The sequence below is a fragment of the Pseudoduganella sp. GW821-FHT11H04 genome (genome assembly GCF_058807935.1).
In genome coordinates, this window is the sequence record NZ_JBXARE010000001.1 from 47,823 (window position 1) to 66,367 (window position 18,545).

16 protein-coding genes are annotated in these 18,545 nt (G+C 60.6%); 10 read left to right on the plus strand and 6 right to left on the minus strand.

Annotated elements, in window-relative coordinates; genetic code table 11:
• Positions 1–63: 63 nt before the first annotated feature.
• Positions 64–762: a flagellar basal body P-ring formation chaperone FlgA gene (gene flgA / locus AC1RTP_RS00215; RefSeq protein WP_498603931.1), complete on the minus strand. Its 699-nt coding sequence runs from the start codon at positions 760–762 to the stop codon at positions 64–66.
• 128 nt (positions 763–890) lie between these two features.
• Between flgA and flgB the strand changes: the two genes are divergently transcribed.
• The 6 genes from flgB to AC1RTP_RS00245 all read left to right on the plus strand — a co-directional run bounded on the left by flgB (position 891) and on the right by AC1RTP_RS00245 (position 7,326).
• On the plus strand, positions 891–1,307 hold the full coding sequence (flgB, locus tag AC1RTP_RS00220) for a flagellar basal body rod protein FlgB (RefSeq protein ID WP_498603932.1): 417 nt from the start codon (positions 891–893) through the stop codon (positions 1,305–1,307).
• A gap of 2 nt (positions 1,308–1,309) precedes the next feature.
• Positions 1,310–1,714, plus strand: coding sequence for a flagellar basal body rod protein FlgC (gene flgC, locus AC1RTP_RS00225; RefSeq protein WP_498603933.1), 405 nt, complete (start codon positions 1,310–1,312; stop codon positions 1,712–1,714).
• Between the two features lie 2 nt (positions 1,715–1,716).
• Entirely contained in the window at positions 1,717–2,412 is a 696-nt protein-coding gene (locus AC1RTP_RS00230; RefSeq protein ID WP_498603934.1) for a flagellar hook assembly protein FlgD, read from the plus strand.
• Positions 2,413–2,436: 24 nt separating this feature from the next.
• The gene (locus AC1RTP_RS00235) at positions 2,437–3,978 is read left to right on the plus strand and encodes a flagellar hook protein FlgE (protein ID WP_498603935.1); all 1,542 of its coding nucleotides are present in this window, start codon (positions 2,437–2,439) and stop codon (positions 3,976–3,978) included.
• A 21-nt stretch (positions 3,979–3,999) separates the two neighbouring features.
• Positions 4,000–4,743, plus strand: coding sequence for a flagellar basal-body rod protein FlgF (flgF, locus tag AC1RTP_RS00240; RefSeq protein ID WP_498603936.1), 744 nt, complete (start codon positions 4,000–4,002; stop codon positions 4,741–4,743).
• A 255-nt stretch (positions 4,744–4,998) separates the two neighbouring features.
• Positions 4,999–7,326, plus strand: a complete 2,328-nt coding sequence (locus AC1RTP_RS00245) for an EAL domain-containing protein (protein WP_498603938.1) — start codon at positions 4,999–5,001, stop codon at positions 7,324–7,326.
• A gap of 191 nt (positions 7,327–7,517) precedes the next feature.
• Here AC1RTP_RS00245 and AC1RTP_RS00250 read toward each other — a convergent pair whose 3' ends face one another.
• The 5 genes from AC1RTP_RS00250 to AC1RTP_RS00270 form a co-directional block, all read right to left on the minus strand.
• Positions 7,518–9,587, minus strand: coding sequence for a T6SS phospholipase effector Tle1-like catalytic domain-containing protein (locus tag AC1RTP_RS00250; protein WP_498603939.1), 2,070 nt, complete (start codon positions 9,585–9,587; stop codon positions 7,518–7,520).
• Positions 9,584–10,381 carry a DUF3304 domain-containing protein gene (locus AC1RTP_RS00255; RefSeq protein ID WP_498603940.1) on the minus strand — a complete coding sequence of 266 codons (798 nt, stop codon included), beginning with the start codon at positions 10,379–10,381 and terminating at the stop codon, positions 9,584–9,586. Before AC1RTP_RS00255 ends, AC1RTP_RS00250 begins: the two co-directional genes overlap by 4 nt.
• Before the next feature lie 133 nt (positions 10,382–10,514).
• Positions 10,515–11,282, minus strand: coding sequence for a DUF3304 domain-containing protein (locus AC1RTP_RS00260; RefSeq protein ID WP_498603941.1), 768 nt, complete (start codon positions 11,280–11,282; stop codon positions 10,515–10,517).
• Positions 11,283–11,286: 4 nt separating this feature from the next.
• Positions 11,287–12,033 carry a DUF4123 domain-containing protein gene (locus AC1RTP_RS00265; protein ID WP_498603942.1) on the minus strand — a complete coding sequence of 249 codons (747 nt, stop codon included), beginning with the start codon at positions 12,031–12,033 and terminating at the stop codon, positions 11,287–11,289.
• 2 nt (positions 12,034–12,035) lie between these two features.
• Positions 12,036–14,891, minus strand: coding sequence for a type VI secretion system Vgr family protein (locus tag AC1RTP_RS00270; protein ID WP_498603943.1), 2,856 nt, complete (start codon positions 14,889–14,891; stop codon positions 12,036–12,038).
• Between the two features lie 161 nt (positions 14,892–15,052).
• On the opposite strand from AC1RTP_RS00270, the gene flgG reads away from it, so the two are divergent.
• Genes flgG through flgJ form a run of 4 tightly spaced genes read left to right on the plus strand, consistent with a single transcriptional unit; the run spans position 15,053 to position 18,526 of the window.
• Positions 15,053–15,835 carry a flagellar basal-body rod protein FlgG gene (gene flgG / locus AC1RTP_RS00275; RefSeq protein WP_498603945.1) on the plus strand — a complete coding sequence of 261 codons (783 nt, stop codon included), beginning with the start codon at positions 15,053–15,055 and terminating at the stop codon, positions 15,833–15,835.
• A gap of 15 nt (positions 15,836–15,850) precedes the next feature.
• Positions 15,851–16,504: a flagellar basal body L-ring protein FlgH gene (locus AC1RTP_RS00280; RefSeq protein WP_498603946.1), complete on the plus strand. Its 654-nt coding sequence runs from the start codon at positions 15,851–15,853 to the stop codon at positions 16,502–16,504.
• 2 nt (positions 16,505–16,506) lie between these two features.
• Positions 16,507–17,613, plus strand: coding sequence for a flagellar basal body P-ring protein FlgI (locus AC1RTP_RS00285; RefSeq protein ID WP_498603947.1), 1,107 nt, complete (start codon positions 16,507–16,509; stop codon positions 17,611–17,613).
• A gap of 10 nt (positions 17,614–17,623) precedes the next feature.
• The gene (flgJ, locus tag AC1RTP_RS00290) at positions 17,624–18,526 is read left to right on the plus strand and encodes a flagellar assembly peptidoglycan hydrolase FlgJ (RefSeq protein WP_498603949.1); all 903 of its coding nucleotides are present in this window, start codon (positions 17,624–17,626) and stop codon (positions 18,524–18,526) included.
• Positions 18,527–18,545: the final 19 nt, after the last annotated feature.

Here is an 18,545-nt window from a genome sequence, read left to right on the forward strand (position 1 = left end):
CCCGGCATACGAGTCTTTTACGGCAACCTTCGGCCAAACTTTAGCTGGCATGTTGAAACTTGTTTAAAAAGCTACTTCTACCAGGCCGCCCATTCGGGCAATCCCGCTGATTTGCTGGCCATTGCCGGTGCGGACTGCCACCACCTGGCCTTCGGCTGCCGATCCGGCTGCCTTGCCCTCGGCCGAGACCGAGAAGCCGTTGCCTTTCGAGACCAGCTTGACCAATTGACCATTCAGGATCACCGGCTTGGCCTTCACCATATCTACCCGCAGCGGCGTACCTGCGGAAATGGACAGGCTGCTGGTCTTGCCGATCAGCTGCGCCTTCTCGGTCGCGATCCCGGCGGGCAGGGCGGTCAGCTCGCCTTGCATTAGCGCCAACTGTGCCTCTTCAATAGCCTGGCCCTGGGCCAGCGGCGCCGCCGCAGCCACATAGCTGCCCAGCACCGATACCGTACTTTGAATATATACCGTCCACGTGGAAGGCGCCGCACAGCGCACGCCCACCGTGGTCTTGCCCCAAGCGCGAGCGCCCGGCATCAGGAAGGCCTCCGGCGCAGGGCAGGGCGCCAGGTTCAGGCGCGGGTCGAGCGCACCGACGCTGACCGTGACCATGCCCGGCAGGCCGGCGGTCTGCACCTGCAGGAATTGTTCGGCCACCTGGCGCAGTGCGGCCGGTTCCATGCGGGCTGGGCTTGCCGGCGCTGCCGCATTGGCAACGCCTGCAGCGAGCAGGGACGCAATGATGAGAATGTGTTTCATGCTAGCCATCTTAGCCCTCGCGCGAAACCGGCAAGCCGCGAATAGGGGCAAAAACCCCGCCTTTCTCTTCCGATCAATTCAAGGCATTGCTCCGTATCATCGAACCTGTCATCAAGCGGAGAAGCGCCATGTTAGGCAGACTCGACAACTACCTGCAGTTCAATGAAGCGGCCCTCAGCCTGCGCGAGAAGCGCCAGGCCGTGCTCGCTTCGAATATTGCCAATGCCGATACGCCTAATTACAAGGCGCGCGACATCGACTTCGCCGCCAACCTGCAGGCGGCCCTGCAACGCGCCAGCGCGCCGCAGCCGCTGAACACCACCGCAGCCAAGCATTTCCCGACCGGGCCGCAGGACGGCAACACGCTGCCCGACGGCACGCCGCTGCTGTTCCGCCATCCAGCGCAAGGCGCGGTGGACGGCAACACGGTCGATATGGATGTCGAGCGCAACAACTTTGCCGACAATGCATTGCGCTACGAAGCCGGCGTGACCTTTATTAATGGGCAGATCAAAGGCCTGCTGGCCGCGATCCAGGGAGGTTAACCATGTCCTTGTTCAGTATTTTCAATGTGTCCGGTTCGGCCATGAGCGCCCAGGCCCAGCGCCTGAACGTGACCGCCTCGAACCTGGCCAACGCCGACAGCGCCACCTCCGCCAGCGGCGAAGCCTACCGCGCCAAGCAGGTCGTGTTCCAAGCCACGCCGACCGCCAACGGCGCTGCCACCGCAGTCAAGGTCAGCCAGGTCGTGGAAGACCCATCGCCGATGCGCCAGGTCTACGACCCCAAGCACCCGCTGGCCGATGAAAAAGGCTATGTGACGATGCCGAATGTGAACGTGGTCGATGAGATGGTGAACATGCTGTCGGCCTCGCGCTCCTACCAGACCAACGTAGAAACAATGAATGCAGCCAAGACCATGCTGCTGAAAACCCTGACGATCGGACAGTAATCATGGCCATCACCAACACCCCAGTCACCGGCGGCGCCGCACCATCGCAAGCCCTGCTCAACGCGGTCAACACGCGCGGCAACAACGCCTCTTCCAGCAAGAGCGTCTCAGCCGACCAGGACAAATTCATGACGCTGCTGATCACGCAGCTGAAAAACCAGGACCCGCTGAATCCACTGGATAACGCGCAAGTGACCAGCCAGCTGGCGCAGCTGCAAACCGTCACCGGCATCAACAAGCTGAACGAAACGATTGAATCGCTGAAGACAGACTACGCCTCATCGGCCTCGCTGCAGGCAACCAACCTGATCGGCCATGGCGTGCTCGCGCCAGGCAAGAGCATGCAGCTGGCCGGCGGCAAAGGCCTGTTCGGCATCGACCTGAAAAATGCGGTCGACACGCTGCAGATCGATATCAAGAATGCCAGCGGCAAGGTGGTGCACTCGCTGTCGCTGCAAGCAGTCGACGCCGGCACCTTGCCACTGACCTGGGACGGCAAGCTGGACGATGGCACCACCGCAGCGGACGGCATCTACACCGTTGACGTCAGCGGCACCCTGGGCGGCAAGGCCGACACCGGCGTGCAGGCGCTGAGCTTTGGCACCGTGGCCAGCGTGTCCACCGGCGCCGGCGGCGTCAAGCTGAACGTGCCAGCGCTCGGCCAGCTGAGCATGAACGATATCAAACAAGTTTTGTAAGCCCAACCTGATAGGGGAAATACCATGTTTCAACAAGGTCTCAGCGGTCTGAACGCCGCAGGCAAGTCGCTCGACGTTATCGGCAACAACATCGCCAACGCGAGCACGGTGGGCTTCAAAGGATCCCAGGCGCAATTCGCCGACCTGTATGCCAACTCCCTGAACGGTGTTGCGGGCAACAACCCGGGTATCGGCGTGAGCATCTCGCGCATCGCCCAGCAATTCACCCAGGGTAATATCGAAACCACCAATAACCCGTTGGACGTGTCCATCAACGGCGGCGGCTTCTTCCGCACCGTTGCGCCAAGCGGCGAAGTGCAGTACTCGCGCAACGGCCAGTTCCTGCTCGACAAGAACGGCATCATCACCAATGCCCAGGGCAACGCGATCACCGGCTACCTTGCCAACAAGGACGGCGTGATCCTGGCCGGCGCACCCGTGCCGATCAAGATCGACACCGCCGACCTGACCCCGGTCGAAACCACCGATGCCAACTTCAAGATCAACCTGTCGTCCACCTCGCCGGTGCCGACCAAGGTACCGTTCGACGCCACCGACCCGCTGACCTACACCAAGCAGACCGTCATGGACGTGTTCGACAGCCTGGGCAATGCCCACACCATGTCGACCTTCTACGTCAACAAAGGCAGCGGCGTGTGGGACGTGTACGCCGGCAGCGACGGCGTTGAAGTCGACGCCAAGAAGGTCGCCCAGGCCGTGCTGACCGACGCGCCATCGATCGCAGCGCGCGCAGCCTATGACGCGGCGGCGCTGGCAGGCAACGCAGCCGGCATGCTGGCCGCCCAGCAGCAATACTCCGCAGCAGCCGGCGCCGCCATGACTGCGGCAGCGACCGCCGCTGGCGCCACCCCGGCCCAACTGGCGAAACTGGCCGCCGTGTACACGCCGCCAACCGACGTCGGCGCGATCCCTGGCAATAACCCGGACATCATCAACCAGAAGCTGGCGGCCGCGATTGAAGTGCCGGCAGTGAAAGTCGGCACCCTGGCGTTCGACCAGAACGGCAACCTGAGCGCAGCGCGCATGGCCCTGCTGACCCCGCCGCAGACCCTGCCATTCTCGATCAACCTGCCGATCTTCCCGGACAATGGCGCCGACCTGCTGATGACGATTTCCACCAACTTCGTCGGCACCACGCAATACGGTTCACCAACCAGCGAAAAGGAATCGACCCAGAACGGCTATTCTTCCGGCAGCCTGCAGCGCTTCTCGACCGACCCAAGCGGCGTGATCGTCGGCCAGTACAGCAACGGCAAGTCCCGTCCACTGGCGCAATTCGTGCTGGCCAACTTCGCCAGCCCGGACGGCCTGATCCCGCTCGGTAACAACGCCTGGGCCGAAAGCTCCGCCTCCGGCCAGCCGCAGATCGGCGCACCAGGGCAGGGCAATAACGGCCAGTTGCGCTCATCGTCGGTGGAATCGTCCAACGTCGACCTGACCAAGGAACTAGTGGACATGATCACCGCGCAGCGCGTCTACCAGGCCAATGCCCAGACGATCAAGACCCAGGACTCCGTGCTGCAAACCCTGGTCAACCTGCGTTAATCGGATAAAGCGAGCTAAGCGATGGACCGCCTCATTTACACCGCCGCCACTGGCGCGCGGCATTTGCTGGAGCAACAGGCCACCACGTCGAACAACCTGGCCAATGCCACCACGACCGGCTTCCGCGCCCAGCTCGATTCCTTCCGCGCAGTACCGGTGGTATCGGAAGGCCTGCCGACCCGCACCTTCGTGGTCGACAACACGGTTGGCTCCGACTTCCGCGCCGGCACCATGCAGACCACCGGCCGCCCGCTCGACGTCGCCCTGCGCGGCGACGGCTTCATTGCCGTGCAATCGAGCGACGGTTCGGAAGCCTACACCCGCAACGGCAGTCTCAAGGTCAATGAAAACGGCATGCTGCAAACGGCCGCAGGCCTGACCCTGGTCGGCGAGAACGGCCCCATCGCCATCCCGCCCGACACCGAAGTAGCGATAGCGGCCGACGGCACGGTATCCGCCATCGACACCACCCAGACCAAGCCCGGCCCATCGAACGTGCTGGGCCGCATCAAGCTGGTCAACCCCGACGTCAAAGGCCTGGTACGCGGCGACGACGGCCTGTTCCGCAACCAAAGCGGCCTGCCAGCCGACGCCGACCAGAACGTCCGCCTCGCCGACGGCACGCTCGAAGGCAGCAACGTCAACCCCATCGACGCCATGGTGAACATGATCGCGTTAGCACGCTCCTTCGAAACGCAAATGAGCCTGTTGAAAAACGCCGAAGCCAACGCCGCCAAAGCCACCCAAATCCTCGCCCTGAATTAATTCTTGTGGCTACGGCCGAGCCCGTGTCCCACCTTGGGGTCACACCCTAAACGTGACACGAGCTCAACCATCACGTACTTGAGCCCGTGTCACACTTGGGGTGTGACCCCAAGGTGTGACACGGGCTCGGCAGTTGGTGTTCAATTAATGTTGCTGCAATTATGTTGCCTTTGAGCAACGTATGACATCAGAGCCATTGCGCTGAGGTGAGGGATTCCCGCATCATGGGATCTTTGACCCCTGCAGTTCAATTTCATGGCCCCTCCAGAGGAACGCTACGCCGCCGTAGTCCTGCCGTTTGCGCTGGCCGTGGCGGCGCTCACCCTGGTGGCGGTGTTCAGCCTGTCCATGGCGGCCACCTTGCGCGCCTACGTCAGCGGGGAGAGCCATTGGTCCAAGGGCCAGAAGGCGGCTATTGCTTCGCTCCAGCGCTACCTGGTGACCTCCGACGAACAGGACTATTCGCAGTTCCAGTCCGAGTTGGCCGTGCCTCTGTCGGATATGCGCGCCCGGCGCGAAATGGATAAGCCGGACATGGATTGGAATGTGGTGCGCGAGGGCTTCCTCGGCGGCCGCAATGCTGATGAAGACGTGCGCGGCATGGTCTGGCTTTATCGCGGCGGCAAAGACATCTACCTGATGGCGCGCGCCATCACCTATTGGGAACACAGCGACGAGCACTTGCTGCGCCTGCGTGAGCTCGGCGTGGAAGTGCATGCCATGTCACCGGGGGACCGCGCTGCCCCCACAGTGTTGCTGGAAATTCAGGAAATCGACCGCCGCCTGACGCCGCTGGCCATCGGTTTTTCCGCCGCCATCAACGACGCCGCGCGCCAGGTTTCGAACGCCCTGCTGGCCGTGCTGTTGTTGGCCGCCACCGTCCTCACCTTGAGCGGCCACCGCTACCTGCGCCGTTCCTTTGCGCGCCGCGAACGCCTGGTGCAGCAACTGCGCCAGAGTGAGGCCGAAGCCTTCGCTGAAAAAGAACTGGTGCAGGTGACCCTGGGCTCGATTGCCGACGCCGTGATCACGACGGACAGCGAACAGCGCGTCAGCTACTGCAACCGCAATGCCGAACAGATGCTGGGCCTACCCCAATCCGTGATCCTCGGCCGCCCGCTGGAAGAAGTCTGCCAACTGGAAGGCGAGGCGGAAGCACTGCATCTCTTGGCAGCCGACGGCAGCCGGGTGCCGGTCGACCGCTCCCTGGCGCCGATCCACGCGCCGGACGGCGCCGCCATCGGCCAGGTCATCGTGCTGCACGACGCCAGCGAAGCGCGCCGCCATGCCGCCCAGCTGTCCTACCAGGCCACGCACGACGAGCTGACCGATATCCTGAACCGGCGCGAATTCGAGCGCCGCCTGTGCGAGCTGCTGGCAGCCCTGCGCCAGGGCAGCGGCGGCGAACACGCCGTGCTGTACTTGGACCTGGACCGCTTCAAAATCGTCAACGACACCAGCGGCCACGCGGCCGGCGACGAACTGATCAAGCAAGTGAGCCAGATGCTGCAGTCCACGCTGCGCGAGCGCGACATCGTGGGCCGCCTGGGCGGCGACGAATTCGGCATCATGCTGACCCAGTGCAGCCATAGCGACGCGCTGCGCGTGGCAGAGAAATTGCGCAAGGCCGTGGTCGACCTGCATTTCGCCTGGGGCGTGCGCAGCTACCGCATCGGCGTCAGCATCGGCGTGGTGCTGCTCGATAGCCGCAGCAGCAGCCTGAAGGAAGTGATGAAGTCGGCCGATGCCGCCTGCTATATGGCGAAGGAAAAAGGCCGCAACCGCATCCACCTGTACAGCGACGATGATGCCGAACTCTCCGTGCGTCATACGGAAATGGAAGCGGTCTCGCGCATTCGCTCCGCGCTGGAAAACGACCGCTTCTGCCTGCACCTGCAAACCATCGCCCCGCTGCGCCCGGGCCTGCGCGCGCACGCCGAAGTGCTGGTGCGCATGCTGGACGAAGACGGCGGCCTGGTGCCGCCAATGGCCTTCATTCCCGCCGCCGAACGCTACGACCTGATGCCGATGCTGGACCGCTGGGTGATCAGCCACGCCTTCGCCGCGTTGGCCGAACAGCCGGCCGGCACCAGCTGGGCCATCAACCTCTCAGGCGCGTCGGTGTGCGACGAAGGCTTGCTGGAATTCGTGATGGAGCAGAAGCGACTGACTGGCGTTGCACTGGAAGATGTGTGCTTCGAGATCACCGAAACGGTGGCTGTGGCCAACCTCGCGCAGGCGGCGACATTGATCCAGGACTTGCAGGCGCAAGGCGCCCGCTTCGCGCTCGACGATTTCGGCGCCGGCATGTCCTCCTTCGCCTACCTCAAGCACCTGCCGGTCGATTACGTGAAGATCGACGGAAGCTTCATTCGCGGCATCCTTCACAATCCGACCGAACGCGCCATGGTCGAATCAATCAACCAGATCGCCCACGTGATGGGCAAGCAGACCATCGCTGAATTCGTCGAAGACGATGCGGTGCTGGCCTGCTTGCGCAACATGGGCGTCGATTTCGCCCAGGGTTATGGAGTAGGGCGGCCACAGCCTTTACAGTCAGTTCAATCGGCGGCCATGGTCTAATCGGCATACTCGATTGGTCGAACGCTCATGGATTGCTCTCGATTAATTGCCGCAGCTTTACCTCGAAGTATTTCTTCGCGCTTGAAGTCCGTCTCGTCGACGGGATAGACGGTTGCGTCGATTACCAACTGCATGCCTGGCCGCCATACTTTTGGCAATTGAACGCTGCATTGGACGCCAGATCAAAGCCATCACGCTGCCTTCATTGCGGCTGGCTGATCGGCTTTCGAGATGAGCATACTGTCGCCACCTGCGTAGACCTTCCTGAATCGCAGATAACCGGCCTTGGCATCCTGATAGGCGAACATGCCTGGCCCATCGAATGGCTCACGGCCCGTCGTGATCATTTGCGGAATCTTCTTGTTCTGCATATAGGACTGGGCGGCTTCTCGTTGTGCAGCAGTCAGGCGGCTCTGAGGCGGGGACGTTTCGGCCCTTTCGCCGTGGGCACCAGTTGGTTGATGGGCGCGTTCTTCCTTTTCCTTCGCCAGGATTTCACACCACTCACGGAGCTGCGCGTGGGCCGCCTCTTCGCTATCTGGATTCCCAGGAATCATCTTGAACCATGCGCGCGAATCATGAACGTACTCGTCAAACACTTTTGCGATTGCGTCAGGCAGTTGATAAGGCGCTTTCCACCATGTGGCAATCTCCTCCCATTCATTAGGATGCGAATCTTTAAAGCCAGGCTTTTGATGTTTTGGAACGTAGCCGCTACCTTTTTTATTCAGCCAGGTCTCGAACGTGTGCACTTCGGTGTCGAATTCTAGATTCGCGCTGTGCAGGTCGTTTTGATCGAACTGGGTGGCTCTGCCAAAGCTTGCGGTCCTTTCAAGCGGGAGACCGCTTCCGGACCGACGTGCGCGACGCCATTGAATGTAGAGCTTGCGCTGCTCTCGCATAATATCGGTGGCCATGCCTTCTTTGCATTCGCATAGGGCCAGGTATGCGTTCATGTCATCAATGGTCTTCTGCGAAATCTTGAACTTCTTCTTCGCTTCTTCGTCCGCATCTTCGAGTCGAAAGGGTACGTTCGCCAGCCGGGCCTTTTTGTACATGTAGATCAATGGAATTCGCGAGAGCATGTCGTGCCCATCGGACTCGGTTCCTTTGCCTTGTTCGGTGGGCTCGTATCCTCCGCCGATATCCGAGTGCATTCCGGGAACGACGACTTCTTCGAACGAGGATGAAAATGCGCCTTTGACTGAGATTGAGTCGAGCGGGAAACTGCGTCGAATTTCATGTGCGGCAACCAGATGCACACAACGTACGTCTTCCGGGATTCGGAGTACGGTTTCAGCATCGGCCCATGCGGCATGTCCATCAAAACCCTGCAGCAGCAAGCTATTCCCAAAGGTGTTGCCAATCCCGATTGACGCCACCGTATCGAAGATGCCGACGAAATCGATCTGCAGTTCAAACCCGCCCAAAGTAAGCGGGCCCTTCTTATTGCTGAGGCGCCTGTCGCAAGTACACATCGCAATGAGGAAATTGACAAACGCACGCGCTTCGGTTGCACCGCGAGAGAATCCAAATATTGATACGTGAATTGTCTTCACGATCCCTGGGTCTTTCTTTTGCGGGCGATCAGTGGCGTTGTCCTTCCAATGCAAGCTGACCGCCGAATGCAGGCTTTGTAGCTGTTTCTCGATGAGTTGGCGAGACGTCTGACTTGCTGACGGATCATCTGCGGTTTCCGCATATTCGCGGTGCATCATATTCCAGAGCAGGTTTGGGGTAAGGTCGATAGTCCTTATCAGATGAAGAATCTGATCCGTCGAAAACAGCGGCGTTTTGTGGAAGTAGCTGTGCACATTGTTTATCGCTTGCATCAAGCCCCAAATGATGCGGTCCGAGCAGCGATAGCCCATCGCAGCACTACGGGTCGATTCGCCATCGTCTTTGATTTGTGGGAAGGGCGACGCGACGCCAGGTACGTAGACCTTGAAACAGTGATGATACTTGTCCCAGGCCTCTTTCTTGGTCAATGATGGTTCGACCCCAATACCTGGGAACGCGTCGTACAAGCGTGCTACGTTTGAATGGGCCAAGTTGACATCCGCTTTTTTGTAATTGTTCTTGGTGCCATCGAAAAAAAAGCCGAAATAAAGATTATTTGAGCAAGGCTCATCGGGAAGTACGCGAGCCTGGGTTTGCTCCAAGCGATTTAGCTTCTTAATTTCATCGGCGGTGAAGAACTCCTGAAATGAGCTTGCCGATGCATACCGTTGATCAACGTCGTCAATTAGTCTTGCATTCACGGCTTGTTCTCCATCAATGTACGAAGCTGTGCTTCGAAGTACGTCAGAGTGCGTTTCCGATCTTTCGTTACGAACTCTGAAAACGCCGGATCCTCGGGGCTACTAAATTGTGCAATTTCTTTTGGGGCATTGCGCTTAAACCAGTCCCATTCAGTCTTACGGTTAGCCGGGTCTGACATTCCTTTGTCGAGCGACGACTTAGTTCTATCAATGGCATCACGTGCCCGATTAACTTTGTCGTCCCAGTGCCGTTTTCTGACCGCAAATGAGGGTTCAGGCCAGCCTTTGATAGCTCCAGGCCATGCCTCATGGGTTGGATCGACGTTGCTGGCAACAAGATTCATGTCGCCGCTTGGGCTGCGGATGACCCAAAGCTCGGTCGGCTGGTCAGCTGCATATTGGGGCACTTCAACGGTGAACTTCTTCATGTAGCGCGGGAGTTCGCGTTTGAAGTCGTTCTCGTCGACTGGGTAGACGATTGCGTCGATCACCAGTTGCATGCCTGGGCGCCATACTTTGGGCAATTCTATGCAGCATTGAATGCCGGCTCCCGAGTAGGAACTGGCACGGTCGCCGCCGGTTGCGTTCTTCGGCTGCAGCGGATCGTCAATGCTGAACACGATGACGTCGCCCGAATAGTTCACGCCTTTCACGCTGACCATCATAGTTTCGTTTCCTTTGGCAGAAACGGCAGCGCAGCCGCTGGCCAGCGCCATCAAGGTCACTGTCAGCGCAGCACGCATGAGATTTGATATCTTGATCATTCTTAGTTTATCCGACTTGATATTTAGCATGGCTCATCAGGAAGCTCGCGTGCCTGAACCATTGAGATCTCGTTAATCCGTTTTATCTCGTCTTTTGTGAAGAGTTCTTGAAGCGAACTTGCTGCTGCGTAACCTCGATCGACGTCACCGATAAGCGTTGCACTCATGACTTGTTCTCCAACAATTTCGTCAGATTTTCTTCGTAGAACCGCAAAGCCGCTTGTCTTCTTTTTAGCACTGAGTCTACAAAGGCCGGATCATTTGGACCGCTAAATTGAGCGACCTCTCTTGGCTGATTTTTCTTGATGACGTCCCAAGTACGCTGACGAACAGTTGGCTCTGACATTCCTTCGTCTAGTGCAGTCTTAGCTGTTTCAATTGAACTACGGGCCTCCGCAACTTTACGCTCCCAATAGCGCATCTTTACCGCTAACGACGGTTCTGGCCAACCTTTGATTGCACCCGACCACGCCTCATGCGTTGGATCAACGTTGCTGGCAACAAGGTTCATGTCACCGGATGGTGCGCGAATGACCCAAATTTCGGTTGGCTGGTCTGCTGGATATTGGGGCACTTCAACGGTGAACTTCTTCATGTAGCGCGGGAGCTCGCGTTTGAAGTCGGTCTCGTCGACGGGGTAGACGATTGCGTCGATCACCAGTTGCATGCCTGGGTGCCACATCTTTGGCAATTGTATGCAGCACTGGATTCCAGCTCCCGAGTAGGAGCTCGCGCGGTCGCCGCCGGTTGTGTTCTTAGGCTGCAGTGGATCGTCAACGCTGAACACGATGACGTCTCCCGAATAGTTCACGCCTTTTACGCTGACCATCATGGTTTCGTTTCCTTTGGCAGAAACGACTGCGCAGCCGCTGGCCAGCGCCATGAAGGTGACTGTCAGCGCAGCGCGCATAAGATTTGGTATCTTGATCATACTTTTATCCGACTCGATATGTAGTTTGTTCAGGGCGCGTTATGGCTTGCTCGCACAAGTCCAGCATGTCGTTCCGCTCCAGTCCTTGCGTTCTGCCAAGAGCAATCGCTGCGCAGACCGCACTGTATTGTTCCGATCTGCGCATCTCATTCATAGGCATCGATCGTCGTTCAAGTTGCGCCAGCATTGAATCGCCTTCGCTACAGCTAAGCAGTTCGTCGAATTGGGCGTCGGTCAGCTTTGGCTCGACTGGGGAGGGCTGAACCTTGTTATCCAGCGTAATGTGATGTAATAGTCCATCGCGGCCCATGTACGCACAAAGTTCTGCAGGGCCGAACATATCCGCTCGCTGTTCCTCGCTCATGACACGGTGGATGTCAGGCAAGCGGCGCGTATCGGGGAAGCGCAGGTTGATGTGTTGCCCGCCAGCTTGCACCACGCACCAGCGCGATAGTCGTTCTGCAAAAGCGTTTATTGGCTCGCTTGTTTTGAAGACGCTGATCATTGGCCAGCCGCTGCATTCGATTAGTGATTGCTTTAGTTGCTGGTTTTTGCCATCGAAGCGCAGGATAAAGGGCGATACATCTTGCACTGCGTCGCGCCAGCCGGGCAAATGCTCGAAAAGGAATTTCACCTCTTTGCCGAATCGCTTGTGGAACCCTGGGATGAAGGCTCCATCCAAAAGCAGGTAGGTAGGGGTTAGCGTGTCGAGGTTGTCGAGCCACTCGGCCGCGTATTCGTTAATGAGCATGATCACTCCACCAAAGTGAAGGCCGGGGCGGAACCCAAGGACTTCATCAGGCACGCGACGCAAATACTGCGAGGTATTGCGGGCATGGCGTAGGTAAGCTTTTCGGGTCCGACGAAGGACTTCTTGCCCGCCTTGATCTCTATCTTGCCAGGACATTGGACCGTAATATTGCCGCCATCAATGGTGATGTTCGCGCCGCCTGCCGTGGACAGGCTGATCTTCTTCGCCGCAGCCCAGTCGATATGGGCGTTGGAGCTTTTCACGTTGACGGTGTCGCGCGCCATCACGGCCATGGCGCCGGCCTGTGCCTGCATGTCGATGTTGTCGCGGGCTGCGATCAGTTGCAGGCCGAGGCCTTGTTCGCCTGGTTTGACGGCGCCGCCCAGCATGCCGATGGACTGGCTGGTGTGCATGCGCATCTGGCCGCCGGTGGCGAGCTGGGTGTCGGCGCCGCTCATGATGGTGGCAACCGCGCCTGCGGCGATTTGCAGGTCGCGGCCGGCGCTCATGGCCAGGCCGTCCTTGGCGGAGATGGCGACGATCGGGGCGGCGGTATGCGGCAGCTTGCCTGCGCCCGGCCTGGTGTTGCGAGCGCCGGCGTCGTCGTTGGCTTCGTCCAGGCTATCCGATTCGACCATGCCGGAGACGGAGGTCAGGAGTTGCTTGAGCGGCGGCTCTTCGTCCTTGGCGTCGGGCAGGCCGGTATGCGCTGCAAAGCCGACGGTCTTGTGTTTGGTTGCTGCGTCGTGGAAGGTCTCGCCCAGCTTGGCGGCTTGCTTAAGCATGGCGATGCCGGGGGCGTTGTCGCCGGCCAGGCCGCGCTGGCTGGCGTTGTGGGGCAGGGCGTAGCTGCTCACGAGCAGTCCGGCGCCGCCGCGCACCGCCCCGTATGCATCGGTGCGCAGTTCGGCGCCTTGTCCGCGCAGGCTTCCCCGGAAGTTGTCGGCGCTGTGCACCAGGTGGCCGAGATTGAGCTCCGTGGCGGCGCTGGTGCTGCGCAGCTGGATGCGGCCTTGCTGGTCGGTGTCGTCGAACAGCAGCTGGTTGTAGCCGCTGCCGCCGAATTCCTTGCTGCGTACGCCCCATTGGGCGGAGCCGTTGCGGTGGTCGCCGCTGCCGGCTGCGAGGCCGTGCCATACCGGGCTGTTGCCTGCGGTGAGATTGCCCTGGCCGGATGGTGCGTGGTCGTGGGCGCTGGTGAAAACCTGTCCTGCGGCCGCAGTCGGCTGACCGCCAGGCGTGGGCTGCACGCCGCCTTCGCCCTGGCCGTTGTACAAGGCGCCGATGATGATCGGGCGGTCGATATCGTTTTCAAGGAACTGCACCAGCACTTCCTGTCCGATGCGCGGCAGGAACTGGCTGCCCATGCCGCCGCCTGCGGAGCGCTGTGCAACGCGCACCCAGCACGTGGCGTCGGCGCTCTCTTGCCAATGGAAGCGGATACGTACGCGCCCCAGCTGGTCGCAATGGATTTCGTTGCCGCCTTGTGCGTGATCCTGGCCATCCGGGCCAACGACGATGGCGCTCTGGCTGCCCATTGCGGTTGGCTTGGCATGCTGGCGGCCTTCGCCGCCGCGATGTGCCGGCCGCCAAGGCACGTCCGCAGCCAGCGCGGTAAAGCTGTTGGCGTAGCCGCTGGCGGCTGCCTTTTCCAGCGTGGTGCTGAAGTCTTCCGGCATCTCGCGCACCGGCGCGGCCAGCGTTTCCAGCAGCTCAGGGATGGGGCCGAACAATTCGGCGAGGCCGCGCTTTGCAGCAATCGGCAGGTTGTTGACGCCGGCGCCGATCACGCGCAGCGCGACGTAGCGTGGATCGTCAGCGGTGCCGAACAGGGCGCCTTGCGTCATGGTGAAGCGCGTGCCTGCACGCAGGGTGCGGACGGTGGAGCGGCCCTGGCATTGCTGGCTGCGTGCTTCCAGCAATTGCATGTGCAGGGTGGCGTAGCGTTCCGCGTCGGAGCCGTCGGTGTAGAAGTATTGGCCGGGGTAGTCGTAGCTTTCCGGCTGCTGGGCGTTTTTGCCAAAGTCATTCACTCGTGTAGGCACGGTGGCGCTGACGGAGGATTTGGCCTTGTAGTCATAGCTGATGACGGCGACCGCGCCGCTTACCAGCTGGCGCATGGTTTGCAGCGACTGGATCGTGTCGAACTTTTCGCCGGCGCGCGCGGCGTGGTAGCGCAGGCCGCCGCCGGCTGCGCTGCTGGCGTCTTCCGGCGTGGCTGATTGCTGGCTGCTGTCGGCGAACAGCACCACGGTCTGCTCCTCCTCGCCATCTTCAAAGCGCCAGGCGATGCCTTCTTCGGTCAGCAGGCGGCGCACGAAGTCGTAGTCGGATTCGCGGTATTGGCAGCAGTAGCTGCGCGCGGGGAGGGTGTCGAGCAGGGAACGTGCGTCGTCGCTCCATTGCCATTTGGCGTAGGGCGCGTAATCGCCAAACACGGCATCCACAATATCGGCCACGCTCTTGTCCTGCCACACGCGGCTATTGCGCGTTTGCGTGGCGAGCCACAGCCAGGACGACAGGCGCACGCGGTATCGTGCGAAGCCGCCTTCGCTGCCCAGCATGGCGGCATGGCTGATGTAACCGTGGAAGGCGGTGCGGCTGCCATTGGCCAGGCTGGCCTTCAGGGTGGCGTGCTGGCCGAGCAGCTCGGCGGGACGAATGGTGGCGCTGGTCGACAGCACGATCACGTCGCGTGCAGTGATTTCCTGCAGGCAGTCGTCGGACAGGAAGGCTTCCACCAGCAATCCGCCTGAGCCGTAGTTGCCATCCTTTTTAAGGCTGAGCTCATATAGCCGGCTTTCGCTGGTGAACTGGGCGAGGGCGGCCACCACCTGGGCCAGGAGTTCAGTCCGCATGTCTACAAGGCAATAATTATCAAAACGCAAACAATAGCAGAGCTGAATTATTCTTGCCACACGGTTGAATAGGCGGGGGAAAACCGGCCAGATCGAAGCTTTGACTTGACCCGGGCCACCGGATAATGCCTGCATAGGAAAACCGTTTTTGGAGCAGGCAAATGATTCGATCACTGTGGATTGCCAAGACTGGCATGGAAGCGCAGCAGACCCAGATGGACGTGGTGTCCAATAACCTGGCGAACGTGAGCACCAACGGCTTCAAGAAGTCGCGTGCCGTGTTTGAAGACCTGCTTTACCAGAACATCCGCCAGCCAGGCGCAGCCTCGTCGCAGCAGACCCAGCTGCCTTCCGGTATGCAAGTTGGTACTGGTGTGCGCCCGGTTTCGATCGAGCGCATCCACACCCAAGGCAACCCGCAATCGACCGGCAATGACAAGGACCTGATGGTCAATGGCAATGGCTTCTTCCCGGTTCTGCTGCCGGACGGCACCACGGCCTACACCCGAGACGGCTCTTTCCAGCGCGATAACAATGGCCAGATGGTGACGTCCAGCGGCTTCGTGCTGCAGCCGGCCATCACCATCCCGATCAACGCTCAGAGCATTACCGTGGGCCGCGACGGCATCGTGTCAGTCACACTGCCGGGGCAGGCTGCGCCGCAGCAGATTGGAGCGATCCAGCTGGCGACCTTCATCAACCCGACCGGCCTGGAATCGAAAGGCGAGAACTTGTACGTGGAGACCGGTTCTTCCGGCGCCGCGACCAATAACCAGCCAGGCACCAATGGCACCGGCGTGATCCTGCAGGGCTATGTGGAGACCTCGAACGTCAACGTGGTGGAGGAAATGGTGAACATGATCCAGACCCAGCGCGCTTACGAAATCAATTCGAAGGCGATCACCACCTCCGACCAGATGCTGCAGCGTCTGACGCAGCTGTAATAGAGCGAGCCTGCCATGCGTAACGCCATTGTCACCGTCATTGCTGCCGCACTGTTGTCCGCCTGCGTCAGCGCGCCGACTTCGATCGTCCAGGGCCCGACCAGTGCGCGCCCGTTGCCGCCATCCTATCCGCCGGCACAGGTGACGAATGGCTCGATTTACCAGGCCAGCACCTACCGCCCGGCCTTCGAAGACCGCCGCGCGCGCCATGTGGGCGACGTGATCAATGTCGTCATCACGGAAAGCACCTCCGCCGTGAAGAACGGCGCCAGCGCCGGCAACAAATCGGGCAGCGTCAACTTCGGCGTGCCGGGCTTGCTGCAGAACAAGCTGGGCGCCAATATTGCCACCAGCGCCGACAACAAGTTTGCCGACGCCGACAGCCAGTCCCTCAGCAACAGCTTCCGCGGCACCATCGGCGCGACCGTGGTGGAAGTGCTGTCGAACGGTAACCTGATCATCGCCGGCGAAAAGCAGGTCGGCATGAACAAAGCCACCGAATACATCCGCATTTCCGGCATGGTGAATCCGGACTCGATCAACGGCAATTCGGTCGCATCGACCGCCATCGCCGACGCGCGCGTCGAATATCGCACCAAGAGCAATATCGATGGCGCCGAAGTGCAGTCGATGCTGTCGCGCTTCTTCCTCAGCCTGCTGCCTTTCTGAACATGAAGACTTTCAAACTCCTGGCCCTATGTGCCGCAATGATCCTGGCGCCGGCCGTGCAGGCTGAGCGCCTGAAAGACCTGGCCAGCATCGCCGGCGTGCGCCAGAACCAGTTGATGGGCTACGGCCTGGTGGTGGGCCTGGACGGCTCCGGCGATCAGACCACGCAAACCCCGTTCACCGTGCAATCGGTGGCCTCCATGCTGCAGCAGATGGGCGTTGCGCTACCTCCAGGCACGACGCTGCAATTGAAGAACGTGGCCGCCGTCATGGTCACCACCAGCCTGCCTGCCTTTGCCCAGCCAGGCCAGCAACTCGACGTCACCGTGTCCTCGATGGGTAACGCCAAATCGCTGCGCGGCGGCACGCTGCTGATGACGCCTCTGAAAGGCGCCGACGGCCAGGTGTACGGCATGGCGCAAGGTAATGTGCTGGTAGGCGGTGTTGGTGCGCAAGCGCCGGGCGGCGGTGCTGCCGTCGTCGTCAACCACCTGTCTGTCGGCCGCATTTCCGGCGGCGCCACAGTGGAACGCGCCGTGCCGACCACGCTGGGCGAGGGCGGCCAGATCCGCCTCGAACTGAACAACACCGACTTTGCTACCGCCAGCCGAGTGGTCACCGCCATCAACGACAAATACGGCGCCGGCGTTGCCTACGCCCAGGATGGCCGCACTATCCGCGTTACCGCACCTTCGTCGAGCGATGCGCGTGTGGCCTTCATCGGCGACCTGGAAAGCATGGATGTGCGCCCTGCGCGGCAGGCGGCCAAAGTCATCATGAACGCACGCACCGGTTCGGTAGTAATGAACCAGGAAGTGACGCTGGAAACTTGCGCTATTTCGCACGGCAATCTGTCGGTGTCGGTCAATGCCGAGACACAGGTCAGCCAGCCTAATGCACTGAGTGGCGGCCAGACTGTCGTTTCGCAGCAGGGTAGTGTCGACATCAAGAAAGACTCTGGCAAGGTCATCATGTTGAAAGGCGGTGCTTCGCTGGGCGAGGTGGTGCGGGCCCTGAACGCGATCGGCGCTTCGCCGCAAGACTTGCTGGCTATCCTACAGGCGATGAAGGCAGCCGGCTCGCTGCGCGCCGAACTCGAAATCATTTGAGGATGCAGCCATGATTCCGCGTACCGCCGCCACCGACCTGAGCTCCAACCTTGCCATCGACAGCAAGGGAATGTCCGAGCTGCGCCAGTCGGCCAGGGCCGGTTCGCCGGAAGCGCTGAAAACGGCGGCCACGCAATTCGAATCCATGTTCGTCAACATGATGATGAAGAGCATGCGCGACGCCACGCCGCAAGACGGCATGATGGACAGCCAGCAAACCAAGATGTTCACTACCATGCTGGACCAGCAGACCAGCCAGAGCATCGCCAAGAAGGGCATGGGCCTGGCTGACGTGCTGGTGCGCCAGTTGTCGAAAACCCTGCCGCCGCAAGATGGCGTGCCGACCGACCCGGCCATGGCGCGCGCACTGATGGAGCAGGCCAGGCTGCAACGTTCGATTGAAGCCAGTGGCGGCGCAGCAGTCGTGGCCAAGGCATCCGACAAACCAGCCCATGTGCGCAGCTTCCAGGAAAAACTGTCGAGCCATGCCGAAGAGGCCAGCCGCGCCACCGGCATCCCCGCCAAGTTCATGCTCGGCCAGGCCGCGCTGGAAACCGGCTGGGGCCGCCGCGAAATCAAGGGCCGAGACGGCAGCAACAGCCACAACCTGTTCGGCATCAAGGCCGGACCGGACTGGAAAGGCCGCGTTGTCGAAACGGCCACAACTGAATACGTCAACGGCGTACCGCAGACCCGCGTCGAAAAATTCCGCGCCTACGACAGCTACGCCGACAGTTTCAAAGACTACGCGCGCCTGCTGAGCAGCAATCCGCGCTACGAAAAAGCGCTGGCCGCGGCCGCAGGTGGCGCCGACGCGGCCGGATTTGCGCGACACTTGCAGAAAGCCGGCTACGCCACCGATCCCAACTATGCCACCAAGCTGGCCGGCATTATCCAGCGCACTCTTGCCTGACGAACATCAAGTTTTGTCC